We start from the raw sequence: 14,451 nt of genomic DNA, 5'->3' as shown, positions 1-14,451 counted from the left end.
GGCGCTGCCGCAAGAGGTCCGGCAAACCTGGAACTCATGAAAGCGAACGACCTCAGTGAGACTTAATGCCCTATTCGGGCAAAAACCCCCCAGGGTGCGAAGTGGGCCTCGGAGGTCATTGCTGCGGAACGCAGCAGCTGGCCTTGTGTTGCCAACTGCCCTGATCGTCGGTCTTCTCGGCGCTTCCCCTGCCAGCGCTACTGAGGAACCGTCAGAAGCGGATACCCGCTACTGGGCCCGTATGGCTGTGGTCAACTACTGGGAAGAAGGCGGCGCCGGCGTCAAACAGGCCGCCGAACAGGCCCTCTTCGGCTCCGACGAGGACATCACCCACTTCTTCGACACCGTCGAGCAGATCGAGCTCGCTGACAACACCATCGCCGTGTCCCGCATGTTTGCTGTCGGCGGCACCGGCGTCCGCGAAGCGGCTTACCAAGCGCTCGGTGGGACTGCGGACCAGCTCAACACCTTCCTGCAAACCGGGTGGCAGGGACCACTGGACGCCGACCGCCAGGTCGAGATCAGCCGCCTCATCAGCAACGGAGGCGTCGGTATCCGGGAAGCCGGTATTGCTGCCCTCAACGGCACACGGGAGCAGCGCGAGAAATTCCTGGCTGAAGGTCAGTACATCGCCCAGCAGGCTGATGACCAGGTCGAAGCATCGAAGATCTACGCCCAGGGCGGCCCCAATGTGAGGGCAGCCGCCAAGCTTGCTCTCGGCGGGACACCCGAGGATGTCTCTGAATTCCTCGCCATCGGACAGCACGTAGCACGTAGCCGCGATCAGGAACACTCCACGATCGCCCAGCTGACCAAGCAGGCCCAACAGGCCGGCAAGAAGGCGGCCGACGCAGCCAAGGGAGCTGAAGAAGCTTCAAAGCGCGCGATCGATGCCTCCGTGGAGGCCAAGAAGCTAGCTGAGATAGCCGCAGCGGAAACGGAGAAAGCCAAGGGCGAGGCCGATACCGCTTCGGTCAAGGCGCAGCAAGCTGCGGAAGCCGCTCGTGCTGCAGGAGCAGCCGCCTTGCAGGCCGTCAATGCGGCCAATGCGGCCAACGAAGCCGCCCGCACCGCGGCGTTCGCCGCAGCGCAGACCGCAGCTGCGGCCACTGCTGCGGCCGACGCCGCCAATAAGGCGTACAACGCTGCCATCGCCGCCGGCCAGGACGCCGCCAAGTCAGCTGAAGCAAAAACAGCCGCGGCAACGGCTCTCATGGCAGCGACACTGGCAGAAGGCTCCGCTGCCGCCGCGGAGATGGCCGGGAAGGCCTCCGCTGCAGCCGCCGCCGCTGTACGTGCCGCTACCAGTGCAGGTGCCAACGCCAACCTGGCCGCCAACGCGGCGGACCAGGCCGCAGACAGCGCCGCCGCCGCCGGCGGTTACTCCGCCGACGCCAGGGCAGCAGCCACTGAGGCACGACGGCAGGCCAACGTGGCGAATACTGCCGCCAACAAGGCTGCGGCTCTCGCTGACCGCTCGGCTGAAGCTGCCTTTGCCGCCCGTACCGCTGCCAATAACTCCGCTGCACATGCGCGCAAGGCAGCTGCGGCCGCTGAACTGTCGGCACAGCATGCTGGAGAATCAGCGACCCAGGCGGCCCTAGCAAACGATCACGCTCTGGCAGCAAAGCAGGCCTGGGAGACCGCCGACGCCGCTGCACGTACAGCCAAGGAAACCTTCCAGCTGGCCCGCGATAGCGAGGCCACCGATCTCGCCTCCCGTACGGCTGCAGGCATCGAACGAGCCAGCTCACGCCAGGGACTCCTGTACAACACCCTGTCGAACGCCGCCAAGCAGGAAGTGGAGCGGCGGTCTCTGGACACCACTGCAGCAAGCTTGGCAGCCGAGGCCAGCAAGCCTGACGCCGATGTCAGTGCTCTGGCCATCAAGGGCCGGCAGCTGGCGTTCCAGGCCATGAAGCTGCGTACACCGATCAGCCAGGACGCTGCCGCGCGCGCTTTGGCGGGCACCGACCAGGACGTCATCGATTATCTGCGGTCCGGATGGCGGGAGGCGGAGAAACGGGAGATCCGGGAACGCGTCGTCCAACTGGCCCACCTGAGCCCTTACCCCTCCGTTCGCAATGCCGCGACCGAGGCGCTCAAGGGCTCCCTGGACCAGATCGAGACCTTCTACACCACTGGCTGGTACAGCGTCGGCACTGCCGACATGTCCGTGGCGGCCTCGGCCATCTACAACACCGGCGGAACCGGCGTTAAGGAAGCGGCCCGCGCTGCCCTCGCTGACGGCAGCGGCAAGGCCCTGGCTCGCTTCCTGGAAGCCACGCAGCATTCGGCTCGATTCGCTGACGAATCAGTCATCGCCAGTCAGCTCTACGGCAGCGCCGCCACGGGCCCGGAGGTTAAGGCAGCCGCACGAATCGCACTGGCCGGCACTGCAGACCAGATGCACCAGTTCGTCACGATCGGCCGCTACACCGCCGACCGCAAGGACAAACTCGCTAAGCAGCATGAGGCGCAGGTCCAACGTCTCGTTGCAGAAGCATCCCTGATCGCAGCGACCGCCAACAAGAATCGTTGGCTCGCAGCTGCCGCCGCCGCTCGCGCCAACGATGCTTCCACCGAGGCTGCAACCGCTGCGGCAGAGGCAGACGAATCAGCCCGCCAGGCAGCGGTCTACGCCGCTGAAGCCGATACTGCCGCCGACGCAGCCGAAACCAGCGCCGCTGAGGCAAAGCAGTCAGCCGCCACCGCTCGCGGTGCCGCAAACCGTGCTGACCAGGACGCTGATGCCGCAGAAGCCTCCGCAGCCCGAGCAGAAGCCTCCGCAGCTTACGCGCAGAGTTCGGCCGCCGCTGCAGCCGATGCCGCCGACTCCGCACGTATTTCCGCCGCGCAAGCCGGCCTGAACGCTGGCGACGCGCAGGATATGGCATCAAAGGCCTGGACGGAAGTCAAGTACGAACTCGAAAAAGAGATAGAGGCAGAACTCAAGAAGGCAGAAGAAGAAAGGAAGAAGCAAGAGCAGACGGGAGTCAACAACCACAGACAGAACGGCAAGAATTGCGTCCTCCTTGTTCCACGCACATACAAGTGGGAGGACTGCAGCAAGGTCGAAGAGCAAATCCAGAAAGTGGCCCAGTTCTATACAACGGTGGGCCCGCTTCTCTGGGAGTACAGCGGCGGAGCCGACGTACAGAAGTGCATCCAAAATCCGGCTCTTGTTGACTGCGCCCTGGCCCTTGCAGGCATTCTCCCCGCAGGCAAAATCAAGCTTCTCGGGAAATCCCTTGACGATATTGAAGATATCGTCAAGGGACTGAGGAAGAAAAAGGACAGGAAACTTCCTGACTGCCCGACTCTTCACAGCTTCCCTGCTGGTACAAGAGTGCTCCTCGGGGATAACTCGACTAAAAAGATCGAGGATCTCGAGGTCGGCGACAAGATACTTGCGAGCGACCCGGTAACGGGAGTTACAGGTTCTCGCACGGTCGACCGCACGATTCGCACCCCCGACGACCGCGATTTCACCGAAATTAAGATCGCCAGCAATCGTGGAACGATCACTGCTACAGACCATCACCCTTTCTGGTCTGAAACTCGGAAGAGCTGGGTCGATGCCAAAGATCTGACGCCGAACGATGCGCTGAGGCAGCCGAATGGCAAACCTGCGCTCATCGAAAAGGTCAGTCACTGGAAGTCCCTGCAGTCGGCATACGACCTGACCGTCAACGATCTTCACACCTACTACGTCGTCGCAGACCGCACCCCCGTACTCGTCCACAATTGCAGCCTTGATCTCGACGATGAATTGTCGAAGATCCCGGACTTCTATGATGGCGGGCCGACTATAGGCCGAGGAACATTCGGCGACGGAACTGTTTGGGAGAAGATTCAGAGCGGACTCAGGAAAGATGATGCAACCCTCATCAACTGGGTCAACTGGAAACTCAAAAAAGAGGGCGTCACCACGGGCTACCTAGCCGGGAACCGCGATCATGCCGAAATGAAATTCGTCGCTCTCATGAGAAAATACAGACAAACGAAGGCAGATATTGTGATCAACCACCCCGGCGGCCCTTGCCCTCAGCCGAAGGGATGCAACGATACTCTTAGCTTCCTCCTCAAGGACATAGGAGTCTTGACGGTACACTGGAAAGATGCGGCCGGACAATGGCACAGCGTGACCTACCCGAGGGGATAGCAGTGGGAATTAAAGCAGAAGCGTACTACGAAAGTGAACACAGTTCCGATCCGGCTAAGATCGAAGCGCCTGAAGACGTCGATCGCGTGATCGATAAACTCCTCACGGGCGAGAAGTTCCATACCCTGGCGAAGCTGTTCTCCACGGAACGACCGATGCTTCCATCCGGATTTCCCGACCATGAATTCATGGTCGGGGTGGATTCATCCCTCCAAGTAGGAGCGCTCACTTTCGGTGACGAAAACGGGAGCTTTACGACCGTGGGAGGGCCGGGTAGTCGTGAAGAGCCCGCCTACCACTTCATGGGACATCGGCATGAGTTCCCGGAGAATTGCGAAGTATCTCTCGATCTCATCCGGAAGGCCGTGAAAGAATTCGTCCTCTCGGGGGGGAAGCGTCCGGAGTGCGTCGACTGGAAGAAGATTCTTTGGTAAACGGGAGGATCTGAGAGAATTCCCGAATATCGTAAGATCCCTATCTGCCTCGCCTGCTGAGCCGTAACGGGGTCAATTCCATCTGGCGCCAGGGGTCGAACCGTCCCTCCCGGAAGCCAGCGGAATAGCGGTTTGAGGTTAAACAAAGGCCCGCGATCGAAACCGATCGCGGGCCTTTTGTGGTCCGGTGACAAGCCGCCCCCGTACAGCCAAGTAGCGGCACATTCCACAGGCGGGTGGTGCAAAGATTCCACTGCGCGCCGCCTGGCAGTCCGAGTGCTCCAGCATCAGATCGTGCTTGGTCACGGCGGCACCGGAGTCGACCGAGCCGGACCGCGCGTAGCCCTCCCGCTATCGCTCTTCTTATCCGATTACGGGGTGGCCGTCCGGTCGAACTTCTTGATGCGCAGTTCTACGTCGGCAGTGTCGAGGGTTGTCGGGGAGCCGCCTATGGACGTCTGCCCCGGTGGCACATTGATCGCAAGCTCGGTGTCTTTGCCGACGCGGACCCCGTTGGCGTCGAGGGCCTCCCAGCCCCACGTGTAATTCGAGTTTTCCGAGCTGCTGTTGACGAGCGTCCATGCGACCCAGATGAGCGTGGCGCCGTACGCCCTCCGGTCGTCGACCCTGAAGCTCTTAAGGTCGGCTCGCTCAGTGAGCCTCTTTCATCCTGAATAGCTGCAGGTCAGCAGGGTGTGGACGGCTCGGACGATGGTGCCGATGCGGCCGGTGGAGCATCTGGCTCGTCGGAGGATCCGCCAGGACTTCAGCTGAGCGAAAGCCCGCTCTCCCGGTGCCCGGAGCCTGGCATGGTCGCGGTTGAATTGCTGGTAGTGCTCGGGCTGTTCGCGGTGGTTCTTGTACGGGGTGCGGACCGTGGCGCCGGCACCCTGGTAGGCACGGTCCGCGAGCACGAGGACCTGCCGGGTCAGGCAGGCCTGGACGATGCCATGGACGCGGGCCGCGGTCAGGTCATGGGTCCGGCCCGGCATCGCGCGGGAGAACCACAGCGATGTCCCGTCGGGACGAGCGATGACCTGCACGTTCATGCCGTGCTTGCGATGCTTTTGCGAGTAGTACGGCTCGTCCGCGCGGATCCGGTCGATGGGGATCAGAGTGCCGTCAACGATGACGTGGTCGCCTTCACCGAGGCCGGTGAGGCCTTCATGGAGGCCGGGTGCCCAGCTGGCCAGGACGTCCAAGGTTTCGTCGACGTACCGCCAGGCGGTGGCCTGGGATATCCCGAAACCGGCTCCGAGCTGGGAGAATGTCTCGTTCTTCCGCAAGTGGACGAGGGTGAGTAACGCTTGCTTGAAGCAACCCAGCTTGCGCCAGCGGATGTTGCGGGCCTGGCGATGCTCATACAGCAGCCAGGCCACGTGCTCGACGAGCTCATGTGAGACGTCGAGCGTGGCAGGATACGGAACCAACAGGGCCCCTTCGGTTGCCACCGTGTTGAGTGGAATCACCACGCCGACGACGAGGGGCCCTGCCTCGTCACCACACCCGCTGACCAGCCCATTTCACCCTCCAGCACAGGATGAAAGAGGTTCACTGAGCCGTTTTCATCCTGAATAACTGCAGTTCAGCAGTGTGTGAACGGCTTGGACGACGGTGCCGATGCGGCGAGTGGAGCATCTGGCTCGCCGGAGGATTCGCCAGGACTTCAACTGCGCGAAGGCACGTTCGCCCGGGGCCCTCAGTCTGGTGTGGTCTTGGTTGAACCGCTGGTAGTGCTCGGGCTGTTCGCGGTGGCGGTAGTAGGGGGTGCGGACGGTGGCGCCAGCGCCCTGGTAGGCGCGGTCCGCGAGGACGAGGATCTGGCGGGTGAGGCAGGCCTGGACAATGCCGTGGGCACGCGCGGCGGTCAGGTCGTGGGTCCGGCCGGGTGTCGCGCGGGAGAACCACAGCGGTGTGCCGTCGGGGCGAGCGATGACCTGCACGTTCATGCCGTGCTTGCGGTGCTTCATCGAGTAGTACGGTTCGTCGGCGGCGATGCGGTCGGTGGGGATCAGAGTGCCGTCCACGATCACGAAGTCGCCCTCGCCCAGTCCGGTCAGGGCCTCGTGCAGGCCGGGCGCCCACGCGGCGAGGACGTCCAGGGTTTCGTCTACGTAGCGCCAGGCCGTCGCGGTGGAGACGCCGAACCCGGCCGCGAGTTGGGCGAACGTCTCGTTCTTCCGGAGGTGGGCCAGGACGAGCAGGGCCTGCTTGAAGCAGCCGAGTCGTCTCCACGGCGAGTTCAGTTCACGCCTTCGGGCGTAGATCAGCCAGGAGACATGCTCGACCAGCTCGTACGGGACGTCGAGCGTGGCAGGATACGGAACCAACAGAGCCCCCGGGCTGTCGGCAGTGTCGAGTGGAATCAACACCGCCAACGACCGGGGGCTCTGCCACGTTACCGCCCCAGCTGACCAGGCCTTATAGCCCTTCAGAGGCAGGATGAAAACGGCTCACTGAGTAGGCCCACGTTCGCGCGTCCGCGCGGGCGACCGCTTCGAGAATGGCCGTCTGGTCGAACCCACCGAGCGCCACGCGGCCTGAGGAGAATGCCACGATGACCGTCACCGCCACCTACCACCCTGCCGCGTAACCGGGGGTTGAGGAACAGCCGGTTGAGCCGAACTGCCCCCGCCCCGGTTCTCGTAAACAACTAATTATGATGATCGGGCGGGATCGGATTCTCCCCGAGCCAGCGGAGCACGGTTTCCGCTTCCTCTAGACGGCCAAGCCCCTTGAGCGTCAACGCTTGCAGCTCCAGCACGTCATGGAGTCCCGGAAGCAGAGTGGGCATCGCGACAATACGACGTTGATAAAACGCCACAGCCTCCGCCGTAACCCTCAGAGCCTCGGGAAAATCGTGCACTATCGCGTGAAGCGATACCAAGAAGCTCAGCGTGCGGGCGAAGTCTGGTTCGTGAGCGGCAGGGTTGCTGGCCGCCAGCCTGTGGTAGATCTCCACCGCCCGCTCGGCGGCGTTCACGGCTTCCGAGTGGTGCCCTACCTTCAACAACAGGCTACCAAGGTTGGCCAGCGAGGCGGCCAGGGCAGGCTCATACGCGGCAGGATTGCCGACTGCCAGCCTGCGCCGGATCTCCAGCGCCTGCTCGGCAACAGCCAAGGCTTCCAGATGGTGCCCTGCGTTCGACAACTCGATGCCGAGGTTGGACAGTGCCCCGGCGAGGTCGGGCTCGTAGGCCGAGGGCTTGGCAGCCGCCAGCCTGCGGTAGATCTCCACCGCCTGCTCGCCAGGGCCCAGGGCTTCCACGTAGCGCCCCACCTGCAACAACCGGGCGCCGAGGTTGGACAGTGCCCCGGCGAGGTCGGGCTCGTAGGCCGAGGGGTTGGCAGCCGCCAGCCTGCGGTAGATCTCCACCGCCTGCTCGCCAGGGCCCAGGGCTTCCACGTAGCGCCCCATCTCCGACAACCGGTTGCCCAGGTTGGTCAGCGAGGTGGCGAGATTGGGCTCGTGCGCGGCGAGGTCGGCAGCCGTCAGCCTGTGCAGGATCTCCACCGCCTCCTGTTCCGTGTCCAGGGCTTCCGCTTGGCGCCCCATCTCCGACAACCGGTTGCCCAGGTTGGTCAGCGATATGGCGAGGTCGGGCTCGTAGGCCGTGGGGTTGGCGGCCACCAGCCTGCGGTAGATCTCCACCGCTTCCTGTTCTGCGTCCAGGGCTTTCGCTCGTCGCCCCATCTCCGACAACACGTTGCCGAGTTGGGACAGCGAACGAGCGAGATTGGGCTCGTACGCGGCGGGGTCGGCAGCCGTCAGCCTGCGCAGGATCTCCACCGCCTCCTGTTCCGCGTCCAGGGCCTCCGCTCGGCGCCCTGTCTGGAGCAACCGGATTCCGAAGGCGGACAGATGGAGGGCGAGGTAGGGCTCGTACTCAGTTGGATCACCGGCGGCGAGCTCCCGATTGATCTGGGTGAGTCCGGCACTGAGTTGCAGAGCGAGGGGCGCTGTGGCGAGGGAGGGATACGGAAGCGCAATGAGGGCGCTCTCAGCGGCCTCGTAGGAAATGGGGGTGGTATCGAGGGCCGTTCCGAGCGTGTGGAGGACGCGATCGCCGCTGGTGGTGCGACCGGTGTTGGAGTGGGCGACGGCGGCGCGCGCCAGCACGGTGATGGACTGTGCCTGCTGCGTGGAGGAGCCTGCTGCGAGGAGGGCGGGCAGCGGGATGGCGTCGTCTTCGAGGACGCGGGAGGCGTGGTATTCGGCGACGCGGTCGGGTTGGAGAGAGCCCCAGTAGCGGTCTCCGTCGGCGGGGTACAGCGCGGCCAGCCAGCTTGCGGCGGCGGCCGCCCGGTGGCCGGGCAGGCCGGGCAGGGTGGTGATCACCTGGACTGCTTCCTCCCGGGTGGCGGCCCCGCACAGCGCGGCGACCGCGACAGCGGCGCCCAGGGTGGAGGCGTCCAGGTCGAGTCTGTGGGCGGGCGCTTTCGCGCTGGCTTCCCAGAAGCGGTCCTCGTGTTTGAGAAGGGTGCGCTCCGGCGGGGTTCCGGGGGCCGCGTCGACGGGCCGTGGTCCGTGCTGCAGGAGGTCGACCAGGGCGGTCATCTGCAGGGTGAGGACGTTGTCGTAGCGGTGGTCGTGCAGGTCTGCGGGGGGCCTGAGCTCGGCGGCGAGGGACGGCCAGTCGTGAGCGGACAGGGTGGGGACAAGCGGGAGCAGGCGGGCGAGGTCGCCGGCGGCGCGGTGATAGGCGCTGTGCCTGACCCGGGTGGGCTGGCTGGTGGGGATGAGGGGGGCGAGTGGGGTGAGGGGGGCTTCTTCGAGGAGGTCCCGTACGGCGGGGATAGCTTGGAGGGAGCCGGTGCGCCATTCGCCGTCGGAGCGGGCGAGCAGCAGTAGCCGCACCCGGTGGCGGGAGCGGTGCAGGTGGGTGACCAGGCGACGGAGCAGACGGGGTCGGGTTTCGGCGTAGTCGACGACCAGGAGGAGGGGCAGGGCGGTGTTCAGGGTGGTGAAGTCGGGCGGGGCGCCGTCCGGGGCGGGGTCGTCGGTGAGGTCGGAGCGCAGGTGCCCGGTGACCCAGCCGTGCCGGCCGAGGGTGTCGGTCAGGCGGCGGGCGAGGCGGGTTTTGCCCTGTCCGCCGGGCCCGGTCATGACCCGTACGGAGATGGAGGGCGGGCCGTTCTCGCACCACGCCTGCAGGTCGGCGAGTTCGGTGGCGCGGCCGTAAAATGCGACGGCCTCGGTGTCGGCGCGGAGCAGCGCGGCGGGGGAGCGGAAGTTGCGGTCGACCGTGGCAGGGGTGAGCAGGTGCGCCGGTTCGACGGGTTCGAGGACGGGTTCCCAGCCGGTGTGCTGGGCGACGAGGGCGCGGAAGGCGTCGTCGGCGAGGAGGGTGGCGGCAGTGGTGGCGATCAGACGGGTGCCGCCGTCGGCGCGGCGGTCGCGGCGTACGACTCCGCACAGCAGGTCGCCGCCGAAGCCGTCGTCGGCGAGGACGGTGGCGCCCGACATGCCCGACCAGCGGCTCCCGCCGGTGGCCCCGGTGCCGGGAGTGGGGTCGGTGCTGGAGATCTCGTAGCGGCCGGCCAGGGCGCCGGTGCCCGGGGCGATGAGACCGGTCAGCTGCTCGTCCAGGCGCCGGCCGTCCTCCGCGTCCTTCTGCATGCGGGGGAAACCGGTCGCGGTGACCGGGAGGGGGCGGTTGCCGATGATCAGGCCGTACCGCTGGGGCGGCCGGGTGAACAGGTCGTCCAGGGACTGCGGTACCTGCCAGCCCTGTCCGTCGATGACTTCGATCAGCGCCGCGTCGGCGGTGTCGTCCTTGCGCTGCCAGCACACGACCGCGTGATACTCCCGCTCGCCGGTGTCGGGCAGACTCACTGTCACCGGCTCCCCGGCGGCCGGATCCAGGTCGTCCAGGACGTGGGCGGCGGTCAGCACCAAGTGTGGTGCGACCAGGTACCCTGACCCGAACCCTCTCGTCCTCTTCCCGTCCTTCAGCCGGTCTACCCGGATCTGCACCCGACGGTCGAACTCCACCAGACCTCCCCCGTCCCCCTGGCCCCCTTCCCGCGCGCACCGGGAGGGGCTTACTCCTCGTCGCTGATGTCCACGTCTCCGCCGCCCGGCAGGTGCGGGGTCAGCTTCACCGTCAGCTTGTGGGTGCCTTTCGTGCCGCTCTCCGTCTTCCCGCCGAGGCTGATCACGCTCCACCTCAGCCCGCCGTTGACGCCCTTGGTTCCGGTCAGCTCCAGGCCGAGCTCCACCGTGATCTCCCCCAGCGTGAACAACACCCCCTTGTCGCCGCCCTCCGCGGGGTCCGCGAGCCGGCTCTGGGCCTCGGCGATCTGCTCGCGCAGCAGCGTGACCGCGTCCGCCAGGTCCATCCACTGCCCATCCGCGCCGTGCGTATCGGACATTTCATTCCCCCTTCTCGCGCCCCGAGCGTCGCCCTGACCCGGCTCCACCGGTTTCCCCGCCCGCATCCGACGGCCCGACACCGCCGATCCGACCCACAGTCCCACGCGACACACCAGACCGGAGCAGTTCGCCGAACACGCGTACCTGTATGCCCCGTAGAAAGGCTGATATCCGCCGTCGCTGTGGCTGCCGATGCGGAGATGATCACGCTGTCGGCTGGCTGGCCCGGCTACGGTTCACTCCTGCCCGTCCGCATCGTTGTCAAGTCCGATCGCATCGGGTCGCGCAACGCCCGCGGGCTGCGGGGCTGCCAGCCAGCGGGCCTGAACCGGGCAGGGCGTCAGAGCGGGGGCTCGTCGTACCAGGGGCCCTCCCACAGCTCGGGCCGCCGAAGGGCGCGCTGTCGGAGGATGGTCAGGGCGTCCTGGACGCGGCCGATATCGATGAGGTAACCGGCCAGATCATGGCTGTTCCTGGAGGCGTGCTGTTCGAGAACGGCGACAGCCTCCTCGGTGCGGCCGGCACCGGCGAGCAGCTCGGCGATGTGCGGCGCCGCGTACCAGGTGGCGCCCTCGGGATGGGAGCGGGCCCGGGCGATCGCTTCGTCGACGCCGTCGCGGGCGGCAATCAGCGGCAGCCGTATCCAGTACAGGTCCCAGTCTTCCTCGCCCCCACGGGCGGTGGCGAAAGTATCGAGGTGCGCCAGGCCGTCCTCGGGGCGGCCCTGGGCGAGGCACAGGTCGGCGAGGACATGGAGGATCCCGTCGTCCCCGTGGCGGGCGTCGGCCTGAAGACGCATCACCTCGATCGCCTCGCTTCCCCGGCCGTGCCGGGCCAGGAGCTGCGCAAGCTCGACAGCCGAGTGGGGGTTGTGGGCTCCGGGCCGGTCGGCCTGCTGGTATGCCGCGATCGCCCCCTCCACGTCGCCGCGCTCCTCCAGCAACAGCACGAGTCGTCGGACGGCATACCCCGAGTCATCACTCGCCGTAGCTGCCCGGAGCTCGTCGAGCCGGCCGTGCCGTGCCAGCAGCTCGGCCAGTTGCTCACGGTTGAGCAGTGTGCTGCCGTCGGGGCGCAGCAGGGCGATTGCCTCGTCGATACGGCCCTGGCGCTCGCGGATCGTGGCGAGCAGCACGATCGCCGTGTCGCGATCGAGGCCTCGGCAGCACCACGGAAAGTCGGAACACCGGTGCTCGGTCCGAACGGTGAGCAGCGCGGCGGCTTCCTCGTCGCGGCCGGCGGCGACAGCGACATCGACCAGCGCCACGGCGAGGGAAGGGTCGCCGATGTGTGGGCGCAGCAGGGTGAACGCCTCCTCGGCACGGCCGTGCCGGGCGAGCAGGCGCGTGTAGGACTCCAGCGCCATCGGATGTCCGGCCTCCATACGGACCCGGGTGATCTCGGTCGCCTCATCCACGCGGCCCCAGCCCTCCAGCAGCTCGGCCGCGGCGACGACGGCCGTCCACCAGCCGGTCGCCAGGTACGGGGCGAGCACCTCCAACGCGTCTGCCTGCCGGCCCTGCTCACCCAGCAACCACGCCCACGCCAGCGCGCAGAACCACTCCCCGCGTCCGGCCTGCAACTCCACCACGTCGACGTGGCCGTTTTCGAGCAGCCGTGAGACCAGCTCCTGCGGGATGCAGCCGGACCGCGTTCGGGCCCGGTAGTCAAGATCAGCAGCGTTCACGGCCACGCACGATAGCGCTCGCCCCTGACACCTTGCCGACACCACCGGCGGTTTCGAATACCGCACGGTCGGAATGACGCTCCCCACCAGTCGGGGCCTGGGAGTGGACGGCAGAGCGCCGAGAGGCGTACGCGAACGACCAAGGCTCGCCGGTCTCGCTGATCGCGGTCACCGCCCGCTCCAACAGGTCGAAGGCAGACCAGGACCCGGCCCAGTGGATGCCTCCGGCCCCCAGCGCCCGCTGCCGGTACGCGACCGAGTGGACCGCGACGAAGCTCCGCTGGGGCCTGAACGTGGACCCGGCGGAGGCGGACGCCCTCCAGGCGATCGCGTCCGAGTGCCCAGACGCGATCGTTCAGTTTGAGCCTGCCGAGTAGTCCCACCCTGGCTTGGCACCAGCCGGCCCCGCCTTCGCGCGGGGCCGGGCTGCAGAATTCTTCCCCAGGGCCTAAGGCTTGTCCCGTAAAGGCTCTTCGAGCAGGTGCGCGCGAGGCGGGCCGGGTTCGGTCCGCTTGTCTATCCCCTGAGGGAAAGGTTGTGCAGGCGAGCGATGCCGCTCATCGCGTGGCGGACACCGTCCCCCTTCAACCGGCAGTCGCGAAGGATCTTCCAGGCTTTCATCCGGGCGAAGGCGTGCTCGATACGGGCACGGACCTGGCGGTGGGAGGCGTTGTGCTCTTCCTTCCAGGCAGGCAGTTTGCTCTGCCCGCGCTCGCGACGGTGTGGGATGACCAGACCGGTGCCCCGGTAGCCGCCGTCAGCGACCACAGTGGTGCGGCCGACGGCGGCTTTGGCGCCGGACAGTTCCCATGCCTTGCAGTCATTGCGGTTGCCTGGCAGGGGCTGGCCGACCACCACGACGAGGCGGGTGTCGGCGTCGATGACGACCTGGTGATTCGTGGAGTAGCGATAGTTCTTCGACTGCTCGGCCACCGTGTGGTCGCGTGTGGGGACCAGGGTTCCGTCCACGATCAACACAGTGTTCTTGCGGAACCGCTTGCGCGGCCGGAGCGCAAGCAAGGGGCCGAGGTGTCTGATGACGTGGTCGGCCGCAGACTTCGATACCCCGAACAACGGGGCAAGCTGGCGCAGCGTCAAGTTCGTCCGCCAGTACGTCGTGACCAGCAGCACTCGGTCCTCCAGCGGCAGCCCCCACGGCCGGCCCCGCCGCACCTCATCGGCCCCCTCGCTGCGCAGCGCGGTCACCAGCTTGTCGAAACGGCGCGGGCTCAGCCCAGTGAACGGGGCTATCCAGGACGGGGCCGACGCCGTGATCACTCCAGTCACAGCAAGATCATGACGCCAAGCCGGGGCCCTGTAGCACCACCCCGTCACGGGCCGCCTGGTCAGGACCTCACTCCTAATGCCACATCAGGCAACGTTCGCCCTTGACGAGATCGCGTAGCCGTTCGTCGGCAGCGTTCTTGTTCCTCCAGATGGAGCAGGACCCGAAGGCCCTCGTGGCTGATGCCGTTGACCATCCCCTCGCGCAACGAAGGTGGGAAGAGCGGGCCGGCCGCCTCAGGGTCCGGTCAGCACACCACGAGGAACAGATGCAGGGAGCGTAGGCGGAGCTGCGTGAACTCGGCCACCTGGCTGCCAAAGGAGCAGACGCCCCGCCCGTGCAGCGTCTGCACTGATGCATCCAGGACGGCGAACACGCGCTCAATCAGGCCGAGGTCGCGCTCGCGCTGACTGAGCATCGGCTCGACAACCTCCGAGAAGGCGCCTGACAGGCGGTCCGGGTCAGTCAAAGCCAGCTATCCATAGGATATTTTGACTCGCCTTC

General features: G+C 66.3%; 9 protein-coding genes and 1 pseudogene. 3 read left to right on the top strand and 7 right to left on the bottom strand.

From position 1 onward, the window contains the following. The first annotated feature begins 241 nt into the window (after positions 1-241). Both BLW86_RS00215 and BLW86_RS00210 read left to right on the top strand, forming a co-directional pair. The gene (locus BLW86_RS00215) at positions 242-4,165 is read left to right on the top strand and encodes a polymorphic toxin-type HINT domain-containing protein (protein ID WP_093872124.1); all 3,924 of its coding nucleotides are present in this window, start codon (positions 242-244) and stop codon (positions 4,163-4,165) included. Beyond that, positions 4,135-4,599, top strand: a complete 465-nt coding sequence (locus BLW86_RS00210) for an Imm1 family immunity protein (protein ID WP_093872123.1) — start codon at positions 4,135-4,137, stop codon at positions 4,597-4,599. The genes BLW86_RS00215 and BLW86_RS00210 overlap by 31 nt, the downstream gene beginning before the upstream one ends. A 665-nt stretch (positions 4,600-5,264) precedes the next feature. On the opposite strand, the gene BLW86_RS00205 is transcribed toward BLW86_RS00210, so the two are convergent. From BLW86_RS00205 to BLW86_RS00185, 5 genes are all read right to left on the bottom strand, one after another. Beyond that, a complete protein-coding gene (locus BLW86_RS00205) occupies positions 5,265-6,071 on the bottom strand; it encodes a transposase family protein (protein ID WP_093872122.1) in 807 nt (268 codons plus the stop codon). A gap of 93 nt (positions 6,072-6,164) precedes the next feature. Then, a complete protein-coding gene (locus BLW86_RS00200) occupies positions 6,165-6,971 on the bottom strand; it encodes an IS5 family transposase (protein ID WP_093872121.1) in 807 nt (268 codons plus the stop codon). Positions 6,972-7,252: 281 nt separating this feature from the next. Next, the gene (locus tag BLW86_RS00195) at positions 7,253-10,576 is read right to left on the bottom strand and encodes a tetratricopeptide repeat protein (RefSeq protein WP_305633695.1); all 3,324 of its coding nucleotides are present in this window, start codon (positions 10,574-10,576) and stop codon (positions 7,253-7,255) included. A gap of 68 nt (positions 10,577-10,644) precedes the next feature. After that, positions 10,645-10,974 carry a trypco2 family protein gene (locus tag BLW86_RS00190; RefSeq protein ID WP_093872119.1) on the bottom strand — a complete coding sequence of 110 codons (330 nt, stop codon included), beginning with the start codon at positions 10,972-10,974 and terminating at the stop codon, positions 10,645-10,647. A 341-nt stretch (positions 10,975-11,315) separates the two neighbouring features. Then, positions 11,316-12,662, bottom strand: coding sequence for a tetratricopeptide repeat protein (locus tag BLW86_RS00185; RefSeq protein ID WP_093872118.1), 1,347 nt, complete (start codon positions 12,660-12,662; stop codon positions 11,316-11,318). Positions 12,663-12,754: 92 nt separating this feature from the next. Between BLW86_RS00185 and BLW86_RS42705 the strand changes: the two are divergent. Continuing rightward, positions 12,755-13,039 (top strand): annotated as a pseudogene (locus BLW86_RS42705) (HNH endonuclease); the annotation flags it as partial. Positions 13,040-13,178: 139 nt separating this feature from the next. Here BLW86_RS42705 and BLW86_RS00175 read toward each other — a convergent pair. Further along, positions 13,179-13,949: a transposase gene (locus BLW86_RS00175; RefSeq protein ID WP_093872117.1), complete on the bottom strand. Its 771-nt coding sequence runs from the start codon at positions 13,947-13,949 to the stop codon at positions 13,179-13,181. A gap of 245 nt (positions 13,950-14,194) precedes the next feature. Continuing rightward, on the bottom strand, positions 14,195-14,416 hold the full coding sequence (locus tag BLW86_RS41750) for a hypothetical protein (protein ID WP_177181496.1): 222 nt from the start codon (positions 14,414-14,416) through the stop codon (positions 14,195-14,197). Positions 14,417-14,451 lie beyond the last annotated feature (35 nt).

It is taken from the genome of Streptomyces sp. TLI_105, from assembly GCF_900105415.1.
Lineage (GTDB): Bacteria > Actinomycetota > Actinomycetes > Streptomycetales > Streptomycetaceae > Streptomyces.
The sequence above is the reverse complement of the archived record's forward strand: the minus strand, read 5'-3'. Positions and strand labels throughout refer to the sequence as shown.